This is a genomic window from Kitasatospora sp. NPDC088351 (genome assembly GCF_040685575.1).
Classification (GTDB): Bacteria; Actinomycetota; Actinomycetes; order Streptomycetales; family Streptomycetaceae; genus Kitasatospora.
Map to the genome: position 1 here is coordinate 61086 of NZ_JBFBIL010000031.1, position 17842 is coordinate 78927.

General features: G+C 71.9%; 16 protein-coding genes and 1 pseudogene. 8 read left to right on the top strand and 9 right to left on the bottom strand.

Annotated elements, in window-relative coordinates; genetic code table 11:
* Positions 1-209: 209 nt before the first annotated feature.
* Both AB0P06_RS21880 and AB0P06_RS21885 read right to left on the bottom strand, forming a co-directional pair.
* Positions 210-1217, bottom strand: coding sequence for a sulfite exporter TauE/SafE family protein (locus AB0P06_RS21880; RefSeq protein ID WP_363609803.1), 1008 nt, complete (start codon positions 1215-1217; stop codon positions 210-212).
* Between the two features lie 255 nt (positions 1218-1472).
* Positions 1473-2936 carry a S41 family peptidase gene (locus tag AB0P06_RS21885; protein ID WP_363609744.1) on the bottom strand — a complete coding sequence of 488 codons (1464 nt, stop codon included), beginning with the start codon at positions 2934-2936 and terminating at the stop codon, positions 1473-1475.
* Positions 2937-3166: 230 nt separating this feature from the next.
* Between AB0P06_RS21885 and AB0P06_RS21890 the strand changes: the two genes are divergently transcribed.
* From AB0P06_RS21890 to AB0P06_RS21900, 3 genes are all read left to right on the top strand, one after another.
* Entirely contained in the window at positions 3167-3340 is a 174-nt protein-coding gene (locus AB0P06_RS21890) for a hypothetical protein (protein WP_363609746.1), read from the top strand.
* A gap of 270 nt (positions 3341-3610) precedes the next feature.
* Positions 3611-3832 (top strand): hypothetical protein, encoded by a 222-nt coding sequence (locus AB0P06_RS21895; RefSeq protein WP_363609807.1) that lies wholly within the window; start codon positions 3611-3613, stop codon positions 3830-3832.
* Between the two features lie 237 nt (positions 3833-4069).
* Positions 4070-4762 (top strand): hypothetical protein, encoded by a 693-nt coding sequence (locus AB0P06_RS21900; RefSeq protein WP_363609748.1) that lies wholly within the window; start codon positions 4070-4072, stop codon positions 4760-4762.
* Between the two features lie 291 nt (positions 4763-5053).
* On the opposite strand, the gene AB0P06_RS21905 is transcribed toward AB0P06_RS21900, so the two are convergent.
* The 5 genes from AB0P06_RS21905 to AB0P06_RS21925 form a co-directional block, all read right to left on the bottom strand.
* Complete coding sequence (locus AB0P06_RS21905; protein WP_363609750.1) at positions 5054-6745, bottom strand: hypothetical protein; 1692 nt, start codon at positions 6743-6745, stop codon at positions 5054-5056.
* Entirely contained in the window at positions 6742-7491 is a 750-nt protein-coding gene (locus AB0P06_RS21910) for an ABC transporter ATP-binding protein (RefSeq protein WP_363609752.1), read from the bottom strand. The genes AB0P06_RS21905 and AB0P06_RS21910 overlap by 4 nt, the downstream gene beginning before the upstream one ends.
* 275 nt (positions 7492-7766) lie before the next feature.
* Positions 7767-8042, bottom strand: coding sequence for a hypothetical protein (locus AB0P06_RS21915; protein WP_363609754.1), 276 nt, complete (start codon positions 8040-8042; stop codon positions 7767-7769).
* A gap of 149 nt (positions 8043-8191) precedes the next feature.
* On the bottom strand, positions 8192-8488 hold the full coding sequence (locus tag AB0P06_RS21920) for a hypothetical protein (RefSeq protein ID WP_363609756.1): 297 nt from the start codon (positions 8486-8488) through the stop codon (positions 8192-8194).
* Between the two features lie 216 nt (positions 8489-8704).
* A complete protein-coding gene (locus AB0P06_RS21925) occupies positions 8705-9097 on the bottom strand; it encodes a hypothetical protein (RefSeq protein WP_363609758.1) in 393 nt (130 codons plus the stop codon).
* A 45-nt stretch (positions 9098-9142) separates the two neighbouring features.
* On the opposite strand from AB0P06_RS21925, the gene AB0P06_RS21930 reads away from it, so the two are divergent.
* From AB0P06_RS21930 to AB0P06_RS21950, 5 genes are all read left to right on the top strand, one after another.
* A complete protein-coding gene (locus AB0P06_RS21930) occupies positions 9143-9364 on the top strand; it encodes a hypothetical protein (RefSeq protein ID WP_363609760.1) in 222 nt (73 codons plus the stop codon).
* A 263-nt stretch (positions 9365-9627) separates the two neighbouring features.
* Positions 9628-13044 (top strand): ALF repeat-containing protein, encoded by a 3417-nt coding sequence (locus tag AB0P06_RS21935; RefSeq protein ID WP_363609762.1) that lies wholly within the window; start codon positions 9628-9630, stop codon positions 13042-13044.
* Positions 13045-13150: 106 nt separating this feature from the next.
* A complete protein-coding gene (locus AB0P06_RS21940; RefSeq protein WP_363609764.1) occupies positions 13151-13546 on the top strand; it encodes a hypothetical protein in 396 nt (131 codons plus the stop codon).
* A 206-nt stretch (positions 13547-13752) separates the two neighbouring features.
* The gene (locus AB0P06_RS21945) at positions 13753-14304 is read left to right on the top strand and encodes a hypothetical protein (protein WP_363609765.1); all 552 of its coding nucleotides are present in this window, start codon (positions 13753-13755) and stop codon (positions 14302-14304) included.
* Between the two features lie 92 nt (positions 14305-14396).
* Positions 14397-15575 (top strand): trypsin-like serine protease, encoded by a 1179-nt coding sequence (locus AB0P06_RS21950; protein WP_363609767.1) that lies wholly within the window; start codon positions 14397-14399, stop codon positions 15573-15575.
* 691 nt (positions 15576-16266) lie between these two features.
* Here the strand turns inward: AB0P06_RS21950 and AB0P06_RS21955 are convergent.
* Positions 16267-16572: pseudogene (locus AB0P06_RS21955) on the bottom strand (TniB family NTP-binding protein); the annotation flags it as partial.
* 113 nt (positions 16573-16685) lie between these two features.
* On the bottom strand, positions 16686-17687 hold the full coding sequence (locus AB0P06_RS21960) for a LacI family DNA-binding transcriptional regulator (RefSeq protein ID WP_363609769.1): 1002 nt from the start codon (positions 17685-17687) through the stop codon (positions 16686-16688).
* Positions 17688-17842: the final 155 nt, after the last annotated feature.

Sequence of the window (17842 nt, forward strand, 5' to 3'; positions counted from 1 at the left end):
GAGCCGGGAGCCGGGTGGTGTCAGCGCTGCCGCGGGCCGGGCAGTGAATTCGGTCCGCCGTCATGGCGGCCACTCCTCATGTGCGTGGTTGGTCGCGAGGGGTGGCCCGGTGCGGCAGCTCAGGCTGCCGTCCAGGCGGCTCCCGGCGGCCGGGCCTTCGAGGTCTCCGTCTTCCGTCAGGACGGCGAAGCCTTCGGCTGTCGGGCTGGTCAAACCCGGGCGGGAGACCCCTCATGGCGGAGTTCCGGGGAGAGGATCGCGTAGCGCTCGTTGCGGACGAGGGCCACGCACAGGACGGTGAACATCGTGAGGGTGGCGACACTGGCCGCGACCATGAACGGTGTGAACGGCACGAGCAGCACGGTGCTGATGAGTTCGGCTCCGATCAGGACGAAGAGTACGGCCCTGATCGTGAAAGGCGCGAGCTTGGTGCATATCCACGCCCCCAGCGGAGCGCCGACGGCGACCACCGGCGCCGCCGCCGTCCAGTACCCGACGACGGGGCCTGTGAAGTCATCGAGCAGGATCACGTGGGTGAGGAACGCCGCGACGGAAACGATCGTCATCATGACCACGGTCGTCGGGGTGGCGACCTTCTCGGACACCCTGAAGAGCAGGACCAGCAGGAGGAACATGACGCAGTTCTCCCCGACTCCCGCCACGCCGCTGACAATCCCGCCAGCGAAGCCCGCCGCCAGGACAAGGCCCTTCTCACGTTGGCTCCAGGCGGGGATCTTCGCGTTGCGGCGGTATCCGCGCTGACCGAGCTGGACGACCAGGGCAAGAGCGAGGGCCACCAGCAGCATGGTGAACAGCGCCCGTACGACGGGGAGTGGTACGTGCGGAGCGAGCAGCGTCGCGCTCAGCGCGACACCGACCACCCCGGAAGCAGAACCGTAGAGCACCACTTTCCGCTCGATCGGAATCCGGTTCAACAGGATCGACAGCGAAGCGGCCGACATACCGATCGACTGGATGGCGAAGGTGAATATCCTGGCCCGGTCCGGGGGAACGACCAGGACCTTGGTCAGGACGGGGAAGGCGATGGCACCCCCGCCCTCACTCGTCCCGCCGCCCACGAGGGAGCCGAAGACCATCGTCAACGCCACTCGCCAGTTCTCCGCGAGCACGGTGAAGTACTCCGTGCCCCAGACGAGGGCCCAGACCAGCCAGACCACACCGGCAAGGGCGGCGTTGACCACCAGCACACGAGGCACCTTCAAGCGGCCAGTCACGGAGGCATCCCTCTCACGAGAATCACGATCACGACATCCCGCCGCACCGTAGCGTGAAAGACGGGCCTGCCGGACGGTGCGGGCTTCAAGTCAGCACGATGGAAGAACTTCTCCTTCCGGTGTGGTCGATGGTTGCGTTGAGCGCGCCGCCGCCCGCTCCGCCGGCGGATGCGGCCGGCCCCCACCTCTACCCGGCCACCGGCCAGGCCCTGAGGGCGGTGGATCCGATGTGACGGGTCATTGGTGGCCGGCTCCGGCGGTGAGCAGCCGCCGGGCCTCGGTCAGGGCGGAGTCCTTCAGCCCGGCCAGCTCCTCCTTCGTGAAGACCGGGGTCCGGACGTCCGGCGGGATGCCCGGTCCGTCGAAGGTGGTGCCGGCCGGGGTGAGGAACTCCTCGTTCGGCAGGAGCAGTACGAGGTCCGAGGAGAGCCGTCGGGCCAGGGCGTCCGAGAAGACTCCCTGGGTGTTCTCGCCGATCCGGGTGATGTGCGGGCTGCGGCCCATCATCGCCTGGGTGAAGGTCTCGCCCGCACTCACCGTGGAGCCCGAGGTGAGCAGGGCCACGGGCCCGGTGAAGCGGGTCGCCCCGGGGGCGGGGCGGACGGTGACCGACTGGGGCCGGGTGAAGGCGGCCGGGTCGGCCGGGTCGTTGCGAGCCACCTTCCGGTAGGCCAGGTACGGCCGGTCGGTGAACCGGGAGGCGAGCCGGACGGCCAGCGCGTCCGAGCCGCCGGCGTTCACCCGGGCGTCGATCACCACCCCGCGCAGGGGCGTGGCGCGGGGCCGGTCGAGCAGGGCGCCGACGGCCTTGTCGAGTTCGGCCTCCTGGTCCTGCTGGCCGCCCTGGTCGACGTAGTCGCCGAACGCGCTCACCCGCAGGTAGCCGAGGCCGTCCGGGAGTTCGCCGACACCGAGGAGGCCGTTCCCGAACGGCTGCTCGGGGACGGCCAGCTGGGCGCTGATCGGCGGCAGGACGGTGGTCAGCAGCTGCGCGGTCGGTGCCACGGTGCCGTCCCGCATCTCCCTGAAGAAGGTGGTGTACCCGCCGCCGGGATTCGCACGGAGCAGGGCGACGTGCGAGTCCTGGAGCGGTTTGACCATGGCGATGATCGTGTCCACCAGGTTCTCCGCGGTGACCGTCGGCCGGTACGCCGCCCGCTCGGCGTGCCAGTCGACGCCCTTGACGGCGAAGAAGGGGTAGTTCTCCTCGAAGCTGTCCCAGAACCTGTCGAACACCGCGACGGGATCGTCCGGGACCGGCAGCGCGCACCGCGCCGGCAGCCCGCCGGGCAGCCGTTCCAGCGTACGGGTGCCGGTGCCCGGGTCCTTGGCGTACACGGCCCGGTGGCGTCCGTGCGGGGTGACGGTCAGCTGGGCGAAGGGCTCCCCGGGGGTGCCGTAGCGGACGGCGCCGCCGGGCAGGGGCGCGCCGAACTGTTCGGCGGAGGTCACGCCGGGGGTGCAACTGTTCCTGGTGACGTCGTAGGTGGTGAGGGCGGTCCCGTGGATCTCGACGATCGTGCCGTACCCGTCCGCCCGCCAGACGCCCTCCAGCCGGTTGACGCCCGACCGCTTCGCGCCGTCCCCCTCCGGTGCGGCGCCGACCGCCCCGGCCGCGCCGACCGTTCCCGCCGTGAGCACGAGCGCGACCGCCGTGATGCCCGCCGCCCGGGCCATCGACTTCCTGTGTCCGATACCCATGCCGTGCCTGTGCCCTCCAGGTCCGGGACTTCCCCCGCGGAACCCCTCCGCCGCCCACGGGTCGACGGTACGGACCGGTCCGGCCGCCACGCGTCAGCCTGTGGAGCGGTCCGGACCCCGACCAGGGAGGTACACCGGTGCGCTCCCGGCTCCGCCCTGCGGCGTACCCGCCCCCGGAACGGCGTCAGGGTCACCGGTTCGGTGTCCAACTCCCTTGCGCTCAGGCCGCCATGGCCGATCAGCTCCAGCGGCTGCTGCGCTCTGGCGCGGTGTCGGACAAGGCGATTCGGGCGCTCGGCGACCTCGCCCTGCACGGCCTGGTCGCCTCGGACGGTGAGGCCACGCTGGTCATGCCCTGGGGCGAGCCCCGGGACGGCGACCCCGAGGCCGTGCCGGCGGCGTGAGGCGGTTGCTTCCACAGGGGGCTGAACCGGCGCCTGGACAGGGGGCTGCGCGGTTGCCCCGAGGGGTGCACCGAGAGTTGCGGCCCCCTTCCATGGGATCGCCCGTTCTAGCAGGTCAGACTGTGCGGGCAAGCCTCTCACGCGCGCCGGCACCTCTTTCCGCGCGACAGCCGTGGGCAGAGGATCCGCTCCGCCGGCCGACGGCGCCGGGCTCGGCGGAGCGCCGACCGGTTCGCGTGTCCCAGGGAAGTCCAGTGCTGTCACACATCCTTGACGGAACGTCAGCTGCACGGGGCGGTGGCGCAAGAACACGCAACCGACCCGACATGGGAAATCGTCATGACGCTACGGTTTGTCGGGATCGACCCCGACACCCAGGGCGGCGGTTCGCCGACGGTATGGGTGGGCGACGAGAAGAAGAGGCTGAAGACCGGACTGGGGCTGGTCTCGTGTGCGGGGATGGGTGCTGGTTCCGGTGGTGTCGCCGGTTAGGGATCCGCAGCGTTGACCTGGGTGTTTGTGCGGTCGGTTGAGAAGCGCCGGGTGGCATGAGAAGTGGTGAGGTTTTCCGCAGTCGCAGTGAGAGGGCACGCAGGCGGTTACGGCGCTCGGACATGCCGACACCCTGCCCGCTCGCCCGCTCTTCATGGCCGTCCTACGCCCGCGACATCCTGCTAGCATCCGGCGCCATCGCACCCAGGGGAGAGGTGCCACATGACGGGGAGGGGTATGGACCCCGCACTCATCACCGGAATCGCGTCGGTGCTGTCGGCCGGCGTCGCATCCGCCGGAACGTACTTCACCATGCGGGGGAATCGGCGACACGACAAAGCCGAGCAGGACGCGAAGATCCGCGACAGGCGGGAACCGGTCTACAAGGAAGCCGAGACGCTCGCCACCGCGTTTGAGAGCATCGCCGTGCTTCTCGTCGAAGTCACACCGCGGGAGCGGGGTGCCGTGCGGAGAGAACTCGGCGACAACCGGCTGCGCATGCTCCGCTACCACCGCACGCTCGCCCTGACCGGGCCAGTGGGGATCACCTACATGTGGCAACTCATCGAGGGTCGCGCCAACAACCTGGTGCACGCACTGGACCAGCTCGGATACAGCGACCCGGACCACGAGCCGACGGATGAGGAGGAGAAGCGGGCAGCCGAGGAGCTGGCCGTCTTCGCCAAGCACATCGCCCCGCCGTTCGGCATCATGGGCGCGCTGCTGGACGATCCGCGACTGATGGGCAGGCTCGACATCCAGCACCGAGTCGACGAAGAGGGCGAGAGCCTCAGCGTGATCGTTCCCCGGGCCGAGCGCCGTCTGTGGTGGCTGGGCCGGCGCTCTGCCGACAGGTATGAGGCTCTGGGGCGGCCGGCGTCGGAGAGGTCCGAGCAGTCATGCCCCGCAAATGGATCGCCTTCCCCGTGACCTCGCGACGAACTCCCGCAGCGGACTCGACGAGCTGCTGCGGGAGTCGGCGTCGTCGCCTCGCTGGCGTCCCGCAGGTGGTGGCCACGGCTGGGCTGACGCGGTCCGCGCCGCCCGGCCGCCGCGGCGAACCGGCCCTGGGCCCCGGTCCGGCGCCGAAGTGCGCATCCCGCAGGGCCGGGCCCTGGAGACTCTGAAGCGCCAGGCATCGTCCCCGCCACGCACGGTGCGGGCCGGTCCTGGGTGGCGGTGCGCCGGAGCATCCGAACCGACGACCCGCGGAGTACGGGTCTAGGGAGTGCTCTTCCCGGGGCGGGCCTTGCTCATCTTCGCTGCCCTGGCCCGCGCCCAGCGCAGCAGCAGGACCGCAACCACCAGGGCCATCAGGGCGGCCTTGCCGACCGGCACGGTCGCCCCGCCGCGCAGCGCCGAGGAGAACATCGGCGTCAGCGCCGCCACGCCCACGGCAGGCCCGGCCGCGTACCAGGCGGCGAACAGCAGCGGGCCTGTCCCGCCGCCCGCGCCCTGGGCCGGGGAGAACATCAGGTCCTTGCGCAGTATCCCGCGGCAGGCGTTCACCAGCCCCGCCGCGACCAGTGCCGGCGCGGCGGCCGGTGCGAGCCAGGCCGCCGGGCCCGTGCCCGCTGCCAGCAGCGCCCCGGTGCAGGCCAGCCCCAGCAGGACCCCGGCCAGCGTCGGAACGATCGCATGACGCAGCATCAGAGCGGCGAACGGGTACGGCGACCAGGAGGCCCGCCGGACATCGTCCGTCTCGATCCGGGCCGGCTCCAGCAACTGCGCGACGGCCAGGTAGCCGAACACCAGCGCGACGGCGGTGGCCAGCCAGGACAGCCCGCCCGTGGCGCCGTGCGCGAGGACGGCGCAGAGCAGTGCGGGCACCGTTAGCACCACCGCGCGACCCAGCCGGGCGGGGGAGCGGAGCAGGGCGAGGGTGTCTCGCCACGGCACCACCAGCCAGGCCCGCCGGGGCGCCGGCAGCCGGAGCCGGCGTTGCCGGGCGCTGCCGCTGGCGCCGTTCACCGCCAGCCGCGCGCTGCGCAGCTCGACCGTCCGGAGCGCGGCCAGCACCCCGGCGGCCGTCCTGGCCCGCTCCCGCAGCCGGGCCAGTGGCACCGTCGCGGCGGCCCGGTCGGCGAGCACCAGGGCAGCACCGGTCGACACCAGCAGGAGTGCGGCGGCCACCCAGCTGCCCGCCACGGCGGCCGGGGTCGGCGCCAGTGCGGCGATCGCGGCCCAGCCCCACGGCCCCGACCACATTTCGACCAGCTCCAGCCAGTGCACCGGGTGACCGGCGACGGCCAGCGCGCTCTGCCCCGCCAGCGCGATGATCAACAGTGTCAGATACGGAGTGAGCCGGCGCACCCAGCGGGCGGCGCGGTCGCTGCGCTCCACCACCAGCGCGGCGCAGGTGGCCAGAAGCGGCACGCAGAGCCCCCCGGGCAGGCACCAGCCGAGCGCGGCCGGCAGGCCGACCCGAACGGTCAGCCCGAGCGCGACCATGCCGCCGGCCGCCGCCACCAGACCGGGGAACGCGGCCACGGCGCAGGACAGCCAGAACCACGGCCGGAGCACCGGGCGGGGCCGGACGGGGTGGACCAGCAGCCAGTCGGCCGCCGCCCGGGGCGGCACCACCGGGCCGCGCCACAGGCCGTCCCGGACCAGCAGGAGGAAGGTGACCAGCCCGACCGCGGTGATACCGGCGGGTATCGCGGCGAGCAGATCGCCGCCGTGGCCGGTGTAGTCGGCGCCCATGGATGCCTGCAGGAACAGGCCGAGGCTGGGCACGCCGCCCCAGATGATCAGGATGAGTACCACGCAGTAGACGGCGAAGCCGACCGACTTGGCGCGGTTGCGCCGGTGGGGGGCACGCAGAGCGCGTAGCAGGGCGAGTGTCTCGTCGGTCCAGTCGTCGTCCGTCCAGGCCTCGACGGCGGGCTCGGCTTCCGGGTGAGCGGTGGTCACCGGGCACCCGCCGGGTCCGCGGCGGTGCGGGCCGCGAAATCCGCCGCCAGTACCTTGCGGGTCGCGCCCTGCTTCAGGATCCTGCCGTCCTCCAGTACCACCACCCGGTCGGCCACGTCCAGGGCGAGGTCGGTATGGTGGGTTACCAGCAACACCGCGACGCCGTCGGCCAGTTCGGCCTTGAGCAGATCGGCGAGGTGTCGGCGGGCGTCCGGGTCGAGCCGCTGCTCGGGCTCGTCCAGCAGCAGCAGATCGCGCGGGCGGACCAGCGCGCAGGCCAGCAGCAGGGACTGCATCTGTCCGGAGGAGAGGGCCGAGGGCAGCGCGTCGGCCCGTTCGGTGAGCATCCGGTCGGCCAGCACCTGGGAGACCCAGCCGGGCGCATCGGCGACCCCGTGCGCGACCGCGACCAGAAGCAGGTGCTCACGGACGGTCAGGTCGGGGTAGCAGGCGACGGTGTCGCCGACCACCGCCACCCGGGCCCGGACCCGGGGGTCGTTCTCGTCCATCGGGATGCCGTCGAAGAACACGGTGCCCTTGCTGGGTACGTCGCGTCCGGCCGCGACCCTGAGCAGGGTCGACTTGCCCGATCCGTTGTGTCCGAGCAGCGCCACGCACTCCCCGGCGGCCAGCGACAGGCTCACGGGGTGCAGCACCTCCCGCTCGCCGTACGAGCGGCTGACGCCGGTCAGCCGCAGCAGGGGCTCGCGGGCTGCGGCACGTGGTTCGGCGGCGTTCTTGGCCATGGGGGAGGGCGCCTCTCAACGGGGTGTCCGGCCACAGTACCGATCCGTCGGCGGCCACCCGGGCGAGGGTGGCGCCGGCCTGGATTCGGGAAGAACGTCGCGCGCCCGGCCTGGGAGGGGGCAGCGGAGCGTGGGGGCCGTCGGCGGTCCGCCGGGGTGCGGACAGGGCTGCCCACCACGCGATGCTCGGCACCGCCCACCTGCACAGCCTGTCCATCACTGGCTGAAGATCATGACGAGGCGGCCTTCAGGTGCCCGGAGGATCCGAGTACCACTCAGGGCCTGTCAAACGTCCACGAGTTGCCGTACCCGCCCAGCCAAAGGGTGTGCTTCCCGTCCTTCGCGACCCGGCTCGACAGCGCGAGGTGACACCTCTTGGGCTGCGCGAACCCGATCACCACCAGGTGCCCGGCATCCGTTTCGTAGGTGGCTTCCCAGGTACCGTCCGCCACTTCCCACAGGTCGTCCGTCGCCGGGGATTCCACGGAATCACGACAGGCGGAGGCCGGTATCACCGACAGGCCGAGCCGGCCGCCCTCCAGCAGGGCCAACCTGGCTCCGGCTGTCCCCTCGGCCGTCCACTGTCCGACCGGACTCGGCGGCGGGGCGGTGGTCACGCAGGACCGGAGCACGAAGAGGGCGGAGAACGCCAAAACGAACGCCAACACGACGGCCGGAACGGCCAACTGTGTGGATCTTGTCATGCCGGGACGGTAGCAGCGCAGGCCACCGGCGCCCGGGCTGCGCTTGCAGGAGGAGCCCCGCCGGAGGCGTCCGCAGGCCAGGGGCGCGGGAGCTGCGGCAGGTGGATCAAGGAGATCTCGTCGATGAAGCTGCCGGCGATCTGCGGGGGCTTGTCGACCGAGACATGGCGGAGGCCGGAGAGGGAGATCACGACGTCCGGTTTCCACGGTCCCTTCCTGAAGGTGATCTCCAGGAAGTCCTCCCCGGTGAAGACGTCGCCGACCACCAGCCGCTGTCCGCCACCCCCGCCCACGCCATCACCCTGCCGCGCCTGGCCCTCGCGCAGCACCTCGCGCCGTAACACCTCACGCCGTAGCAGCGGCGCCCGCCGCCGGGCCGACACGGACCTGCGGGCCCGGGAGGAGGCCGAGCAGGAGCGGAACGCCGAAGCTGAGGCCGCGGCCGCCGAGGCGAAGTGCGGCAGTTCCTGGTGGCGTCACTCCTGGGCCACGGGTTGCCGGACGCGCCGTCAGCGGTTCCGGCAGGTGGGGCAGGTGGCGTGGTGGCTCCGGTGCAGGGCGCGCAGGCGGGCGGTGCGCCGGGCCAGGCGCACGACCGAGCGCCGGGTGAAGGCGCAGGTCACCATGCCCGTCAGGACGACGTCCTCCCCGTCGTACAGGACAAGGGTGGCCGTGCCGGTGGGGATCGGGCTCCCGCCGCCTGCCGTTCCCTTCGTGACCATGCGTACCTGACACCAGGGCACGGGTTTGCTGCGCTCCAGGCCGCGATGCAGGACGCCCTGCGCGTCCGCCCGGACGCCCAGGCGCACGCTGCGGCAGACGCCGGCCGCGCTCACCAGGGTGATCACGATGTACAGCACCACGCCGAACGGATCCCGGACGAAAACCGCGAGCCCGCCCACCCCGATGAGGAGGAAGACCCCGATCGGCGTGGTCAGGACAGGCTGGTGGCGGAGGCGCGGCGGTTCGTCTGCGCCGCGTTGGGCGTGACGGAGGAACAGGCGGCGTTGGACGCGCCGGAGGTGGACGTCCACACCGACGGGTGGCTGCTGCGGTTCGCCGAGGGAGGTCTGCCGCTCTGCGAGCCGTACGGGGTCGGGGTGGTGTTCGAGGGGCTGCGGCCGGTGCGGGTGGAGGGCCTGAGCGAGGCGGAGGAGATCGAGGACTGATCGGTCCGGGCCTGCGGGGTCCCGGCCTGACAGCGCATCTGAGGGGCGTACCCAGATGATCCCCCGTCAATCCCCGGCGTCCGCTTTGCGATGAACAATACGTATTCGAACCAGCGTAGCGATCAAGCCAGTGTGTGCACATTCGGACAATCAAAAAAGAGGGTCGGAATTTCGTCCGTGCACAACTAGGCTCCTCGCGGTGCCGGGACAACTGTCCCGCCACGAAGGGGCCCTGACGGGCCCGGGGGAAAACGTGAGGGGTTATGTCCTACGCGACAAATCGGACAGGATCGCCGCAGGGGCGGCGGATCCGCAAGAAGCTCTCTGCTCTGATCGCACTCACTCTGGCCGCCACCGTGGCCGGCACGACCGTCGCCCACGCCCTGCCGTCCGAGGCCGGGCCGGCACCGCTGCCCGCGGACACCCGCGGCAAGGTCGTCGAGGCCTGGGAGCTGGGCGGCCTCTCGACCAAGGACGCCGCCGCGAAGGCGCTGCTCGGCACCGACGCGGACCTCACCAAGTTCCTCGGCGAGACCCTCGCCCGGGTCTCCGCCGAGGACGAGCGCTTCGCCGTCCTGAAGATGCTCAGCGACACCGGTGTCGGCGTCCGCGACGCCGCCATCAAGGCGCTGAACGGCACCGACGCCGACGTCCACGCGTTCGTCACGTCGGGCTGGCAGAACCCGATGAACGACGACCGCCGGGCGGCCGTCTTCTACGTGCTGAACAACAGCGAGGCGGGTGTCCAGTCGGCCGCCGCCAAGGCGCTGAACGACGGCACCCAGAAGGCGCTGGAAGACTTCCTGACCACGGGCCAGGCCAAGGCGCAGGAGGAGGACGACCGGTTCGCCGTCTTCGCCGCGCTCGGCCAGAACCCCGGGCCCGAGTTCACCAAGCAGGCCCAGCGGGCGCTCGCCGGGACGGCCCAGGATGTCCGCGCGTTCCTGGAGAACGGCCAGTACCTGGCCCGGACCCGGGACCAGGAGACGCTCTCGATCACCCAGCTCGCCCAGGCGGCCAAGGAGGCCGGCCAGCGTGCCAAGACCGAGACCGAGAACGCCAAGCAGGCCGGCGCCCGTGCCGAGGACGCCGCGGCCACGGCCAAGAAGGCGGCGCTGAGCGCCGCGGACGAGGCCTCCAAGGCCAAGGACGACGTCAACAAGGCGGGCGAGGCGGCCAACAAGGCCGCGCAGGCCGCCGAAGGCGCGGCCGCCGCCGCGGAGACGGCGATCTCCGCCTCGAACGCCGCCGTCGCCGCCGCGCGCACGGCCGCCTCGGCCGCTCAGTCGGCCGCCTCGGCCGCGGCCGCGGCCGAGCAGGCCGCCTCCAGGGCCTACCGCGCCGCCGCCTCGGCCGCGGGCAACCGGAACGAGGCCGACTCCGCCCGCGACGCCGCCCGGGGCGCCCGCGACGCCGCCAAGGGCGCCCGGGACGCCGCCAGCGCCGCCTCCGCGGCGGCCACCGCGAGCGCCGACGCGGGGCGCTCCGGTGCCGCCGCCGCCCGGGCCGCGAACGACGCCGCCAGCGCCGCCGAGGCGAGCGCCCAGGCCGGCAACTCGGCCGGCGCCGCCACCGCTCAGGCGGCCCGGGCCCGGGAGGCGGCCGGCAAGGCGCGTTCCGCGGCGAACCTGGCCACCGCGGCCTCGGGCCGCGCCGAGAGCCTCGCCACCGCGGCCGCCGCGCACGCCGCCGAGGCGAACAAGAAGGCCAACAGCGCCGCCGACCACGCCGACAAGGCGGCGGCAGCCGCCGAGCAGGCCGCCGCGGCGGCCGGCCAGTCGCAGGACTGGGCCAACGTGGCGACCGCCCACGCCAACGCCGCGATCGAGGCCGCGACCGCCGCGAACAGCGCGGTCACCGAGGCCCAGAGCACCGAGCAGCTGGCCCGTGAGGCCGAGGACGCCAAGCTGGAGGCCGACAAGCAGCAGGGGCTCAAGGAGGCCGCCGCCCTCGCCAAGGCGGAGGCAGCGGACCAGGCCAAGCTGACCAGCGACCAGACCTCGGCCGCCGCGCTCGACGCGGCCACCAAGGACCTGGTGCAGAAGGCCGCCGCCTCCGGCACCGACACGAAGACCGCGGCGGGCTTCGGCCGCAAGGCCGCCGTCAACCTGCTGGACACCGCGGGTTACTGGACCCGCGACGCCGCCCGCGCGGCGCTCGCCGACAACGACGACGGCGTGGTCGCCTGGGCGAAGAAGGAGTACCAGGACAGCCTCCGGCTGGACGACCGCGACAAGGTCGCCTACATGTCCACCATCGGCACCTCCACGCTCGCGGGGGCCGCCCAGCGGACACTGGAGAGCACGGACCCGACCGCCGTCCCGAAGTTCCTCTCCGGTGGCGCGCTGGACGTCCAGGCCGACGACCTCCGGTACACCATCTTCACCATGCTCAACGGAGCCGGGACCGCGGTCCAGCGGGACGGCGCCGCCGCACTGAGCAACGGCAGCGCCAAGGCGATGTCCGACTTCGTCCACACCGGCTACCAGCGCGCCGTGGCCGAGGACGACCGGGTGGCGATCTTCACCCTCCTGGGCAGCCAGGCCGGTCCCAACCTCAAGGCGGCGGCCGAGATCGCGCTCGCCGGGCCGGCCTGGATGCAGCACGACTTCGTGACCACCGTCCAGTACAAGGCGGCCGTGCTCGACTCGGACACCGACACCCACGTGTCCTCGGTCCTCGCGCTGATCGCCAACGCGGCGAAGGACGCGGTCACCGCCACCGAGAACGCCCAGCTGGCGTACCAGGTCGCGGCCAACGCCCGCAGTGCCTCCGCGGAGGCCAACGAGTGGGCGGACAAGGCCCAGGCATCGGCCCAGCAGGCCAAGGGCTACGCGGACGACGCGAAGGCCAAGGCCACGGCGGCGGACGCCTCGGCGAACGCCGCGGCCGCCTCCGCCCAGCAGGCCAAGTCCGCCGCCGCGACCGCGCAGAAGGCGAACCGCGCGGCCAACTACTCGCTCAACCAGGCGGTCGCCTCCGCCGACAAGGCCACCGCCTCGGCGGCCGGCGCCCGTGCCTCGGCCGCCAGCGCGGCGGCCTCGGCGACGGCTGCCGGCAAGAGCGCCTCCGAGGCCTCCGCGGCCGCCCGGGAGGCACGCACCATCGCGGCGGACAAGCGGGCCCAGGAGCAGGCGGCGGCCGCCGCCGCGGCGGCTCAGGCGGCCCGGGCCGCCGAGGCCGCGAACGTCAACCCGTCCAACAACCCGGCCAACGACAAGGTCAACGACACGGCGTCCGCCACCCCGCCCGGGGGCTCCGGCGGAAACGGCGGAAACGGTGGAACGGGCGGCGGCGACGGCAAGGAGGGCGTCCGCAACTTCGCCACGGAGATGGGGCACTACAGCACCGTCTGGGCGATGGCCGCGGTCGCTTCGCTCGTCCTTCCGCCGCCCCTCGGGGAGATCGGGTTCACCGTCTTCGGGGCCTTCTCCCTCGGCGCCGGTCTGCTCAGCGCCGGCGGGTTCCTCCTCTCCGACGGCTGGAACAGCAAGGCGTTCCTCGACGCGGCGACCAGCGCCGCCGTCGGCTGGGTCGGAGGCCCCTTCGGCAAGGCCTTCGGCAAGGTCGCCGCACCGGCCGTGAAGACCAGCATCAAGGGCGCCAAGGCAGTCGGCAAGAAGATCATCGAGGGTGGGGCCAACGCGGCCTCCGGCATCATCGGCCTCTTCACCTGGTGATCTCCTGAACCGTCCGGCGGTCTAGGCTGCCGGAGAGCGGTGAGTCAATCCGAACGGGACCGTGGGGCCGCGTCCGACGCGGCCCCACGGTCGACAAGGGGTGGACATGTACGAACTCGACCTCAGCACGACCTCCTGGTGGCTGATCGCGGTCCTGTGCGCGGCCGTCAACCTCGCGCTGCTGGTGCCTTCGATGCCGACGCGCGCGACCCGGATCCGCGTTTCGTTCATGCCGGTGGTCATCGCGACGTTCGCCTTCGTCGCCTCGGTCGCCAAGCCCGACTACTCGACCCAACTGTTGCTCTCGATGTACTCGATCGCCTGCCTGCTGGTTCCCGGGAGCCTGCTCGGGTTCCGCAGGAAGATGGCGCGGATGGTCCTGGAACGCCCCGAGGACGGCAGCCTGCCGCCGGAGCACTACGGCCTCGCCCAGGAAGCCATGATCCGTTTCACCGTCGCGGCGGTCGCGATGGGCGGCCTCATGTACCTGTTCAAGCCGTAACCGCCCGGCAAGGGGCCGTTCGGAATATCACCCCGCCCATAGAGTTCGTATACGTATCTGCGGTTCGACAATTCTCCTCCCGGCCGGCTGAACGATCTTCCGGAACATCATCCGTTCGTGATAGCAATGCTTCCGGTAACGGCCGCCGAGCCATTCACGCAGATGCCGTGAACCACCGAAACCGAAACTTTCCAGGGGGGATTCCCATGCGCTCCATTCCCAAGCTGCTCGTCGCCGGTGCGGTCGCCGGCTCCGTCGCGCTCACCGGTGTCGCGGTCGCCAACGCGGCGACCGGCGTTCCGGCCGGCTCCGCGGTCGTCACCGCCGACGACACCCCGCCGCCGGCCGTCGAGGACTTCGTCTACCCGGACGCCGACAAGATCTTCACGGACCGCGGCATCAGGCTCATCACCGGGGACGGCCACATGGTCCTCGTCGACTGCCCCAGCCCCGGCACCACCAAGCCGGGGGTTCTGCTGATCGACACCCGCGGCATGACCGACCGGGACACGATCGGCCACGGCAAGTTCTGCTTCCAGATCACCGGGAACAGCGCCTCCATCAAGCTGGAGCTGCCGAACGTCTACGGCATCACAACCCCCGACTACGCGGTGACGGCCCACATGGTCACCGGCACCGGTGACCAGACCGAGGAGAAGACCTTCGCGCTGCAGCGGAACAAGCCGAACCCGGTCGGCGAGGCCACCGACCCGCAGCGCCGCCCGTACACGCTGCTGGACCTCACCGCCGTCAAGTGACGCCCCCGGGCCCCGCCGCGCGACCGCGGCGGGCCCGCGCCGTCCTGCCCCGACATCAGTTCCGGCCCTGCCCTGACACCGGGAGACACCTCGTGCTTCGCACCCGTTCACGCACCGCGTGGATGACCGGCCTGCTCGCCTCGGCCGCCGTCGTCGGCGGAATGCTCACCGGCGGAACGGCCAACGCCGTCGTCGGCGACACCGTGCCCACCAACTTCCACACGTACACCACCAAGCTCGACATCGGCAACGGCCAGCGCAGCTGCACCGGTTCGCTCGTCGACCCGTACTGGGTGCTGACGGCGAGCAGCTGTTTCGCCGACAACCCGGCCCAGCCGCTGGCGCTCGCCGCCGGTGCGCCCAAGCTGAGGACCGTCGCCACCGTCGGCCGCACCGACCTGACGACCACCAACACCGGCCACGTCACCGAGGTCACCGAGCTGGTCCCCCGGGCCGACCGCGACCTGGTGCTGGCCCGCCTCGCCAAGCCCGCCCAGGGCATCCCCACCGTCCCGCTCGGCGCCGCGCCGGTCGCCGGGGAGACCCTGACGGTCAACGGCTACGGCCGCACCAAGGACGAGTGGTCGCCGCTCGCCCTGCACAACGGCCAGTTCACCGTGCAGTCCTCGACCGCCACCACCCTCGCCGTCACCGGGAAGACCGCGGGCCGCGACAGCATCTGCAAGGGTGACGCCGGCGGCCCGGCGGTGCGGATGGTCAACGGCCGGGCGGAGATCGTCGCCGTCAACAGTACCTCCTGGCAGGGCGGCTGCTTCGGCACCACCGAGACCAGGACCGGCGCGGTGGAGACCCGGGTCGACGACCTCGCCGGCTGGCTGCTGGACACCCGGCTGCACACCGCCTCGCTGGTCAACAACCTGAGCGGCCTGTGCGCGTACGTGCCGTGGCAGACCCCCGAGTGGGGCGCGCCGGTGATCCAGATCGGCTGCGACAAGCAGTTCATCGACCAGGTCTGGGACTTCCAGAAGACCCCGGCCGGCACCTACCAGATCCGCAACACCTACTCCGGCAAGTGCCTGCTGGCCCCCCACCAGACCCCGGACAACGGCGGCCCGATCGTGCAGGCCGACTGCGACCCGCAGTACCCGGACCAGGTCTGGAAGCTGGAGAAGGTCGACGGCGGCTACCAGATCCGCAACACCTTCTCCGACCGGTGCGCGATCGCCTGGTCGGGCGACAACGCGCCCGGGTCGAAGCTGACCCAGTACGACTGCATCCCGCAGTTCGCGGACCAGGTCTGGTCGATCTGACGGACGGACGGGTCGGCGGCGTCGACGGCGGGTGACGCCGGCGGCGGATGACGAGTGACAGCGAAGGGTGTGCGGCCGCCACGGCGGCCACACACCCTTCCGTCGTTGCGCGGGAGGGGCTCTGTCTTGCACCGCGCGGGGGTTGTCGGTGGACCTGCTGTCGCGGCCGGGCGGCTGGCGGGAGACGTGCCGGCAGATGGCGGACTCCAGTCCGCAGGGCCGCAAGGCGTTGGCGGCGGCGCTGGACGAGCTGAGGGTGTGGGGGTACTGCCGAGTGGAGGACCTGGTGAAAGTACCCTCCCCGGCTGACCGTCACCAACACCTCGACGACCACTTCATCGAGCGTGTCCTGGTCGACAGCTCGAGGGAGGGCGGAGGAGTGGACGTCTTCCTCCGCTACGGACCGGGTCGTCCCGACGCGGTGATCTCGCTCACCGGCATCCTGCACTTCGCTGCCGGGCCCTTCCTGGAGATGGATGGCGCCTTCACCGACGAGATCTCCCTGAACCTCATCGCTTCGGCACGTCCCGACTGGCCGGATGACCATCGCGCCGCCACCCCCGCTGCTTGCGCTTCCCGCCCCCACGCCGCTCCCTCCCCTTCCCTCGGCACTGCCTCTGCTGCCGCCACTCCCGTCGCTTTCACCGCCGGAGTTCCGGCTGCTCCTGGTGCTGCTTGTGCGTGCGGTGGCGGGCAGGGAGTCGCAGTCGATCAGACCGGCGCGTCCGGCGAGCTGGGCGCCCGCGGTGCCGGTGAACAGCGCGGTGGCGGTGACATCGATACCCGCGTACACGAATGTCGCCGAGATCCGCTCGGTGAGGTCTTTGAGGAAGCCGGCGGCCTCGGCGCCGGTGCTGGTGCGCGGGTTGAGGCGGTGGATCTCGTCGATCGTCACCAGCCGTACGCCGACCGTGTTGTAGGTGTGGCACACGGAGGCGGCGATCTGGGCCTGGGTCGTGCGGGCGGAGACGGGGACGCCGAGGTAGCGGGCGAACTCGAGCGGGGAGATCTGACGGGCGATGAACGTGCGCCGTGAGGTGGCGCTGGTTCGAGCGAAGAGCTGCCGGATCACCCGGGCGGCGCACGGTCGGCCGGGGTCCGGGGCGGTCCTCAGCCCAGGCGGGCGGTGGATTGGCGCTCGTGCAGCGTCGCGGGCACGATCCTCGGTGCCGCCGATCCCGACTCACCGGCCAGGCGTTCGAGCAGGAGCTCCATGGCGAGTCTGCCGGTGGCCTCGGGGGAGAGGTCGAGGGCGGTGATGCCAGGAGTGGCGAACCGGGTCTGCTCGCTGTCCGATCCCGCGGCGATGAGAAGACGACCGGGAATGTCCCAGCCGAGGGCGATCGCGGTGCGCGCGATGCTGGCGGCGTGGCGGCCGGTGCTGGCGAAGACGGCGTCCGGGGGGTTCGGGCGGGACAGCAGCAGCCCGCCGACCTCAGCGCCGGCCGTCTCCCCGCGCTTCTCGGGGACCCGCTCCAGGATCGGCTCCTGGCCGTGCTCGTGGGCCCATGACAGGTACGCCTCGACCGTGTCGTGGTTCCAGGCGTTGTCATCCGTGCCCGCGACGACGGCGACCCGGCGGGCGCCGCGTTCGAAGAGCAGGTCGAGCACGCGCCGGGTCTCGGCACGGCTGTCCGTGTCGGTCCACCAGATGTGTTCGGGCCGGGCGGGGTCACGGCCGGTGGAGACCACGGGCAGCCCCCGGTCGAGCAGCTCGGCCAGGACCGGGTCGCCGACGAACGGGTCGACGACGATACCGCCGTCCAGGTTCATGGCGGCGGGTACGGATCTGCGCGTGAGGTCGGGGACGAGCATGAGTCCGAAGCCGTGGTCGAGCGCTGCGGTCGCGGCGGCTCCGGCCAGCCGGACGAAGTAGTCCACGCCCTGCAGCGTGTAACCGATGGCGTCCAGCGGGCGGATGGCCAGCGCGATCACCCCCGTACGGCCGCCGCGCAGGCTCTGGGCGATGGGGTTGGCCTGGTAGCGCAGCTCGGCGGCGGTGCGCAGGATGCGCTCACGCGTCGCCGCCGCCACCGCGCCCTTTCCGTTGAGCACGTGCGAGACGGTGGTCGCCGACACACCGGCCGCCCGCGCTACGTCGCGGATCGTCACTCTCCCCGACGGAGCCATCACGCCTTGTCCAGCCTTTCCGGATGTTGGCAAAAAGATATCACCAAAACGATTGACCAAAACGTTTTGGTAGGTGACTCTACCAGTCTGAGTTGTCCACTCCCGCTGGATGCGAACCCTCACGTGCGCCCGTCGTG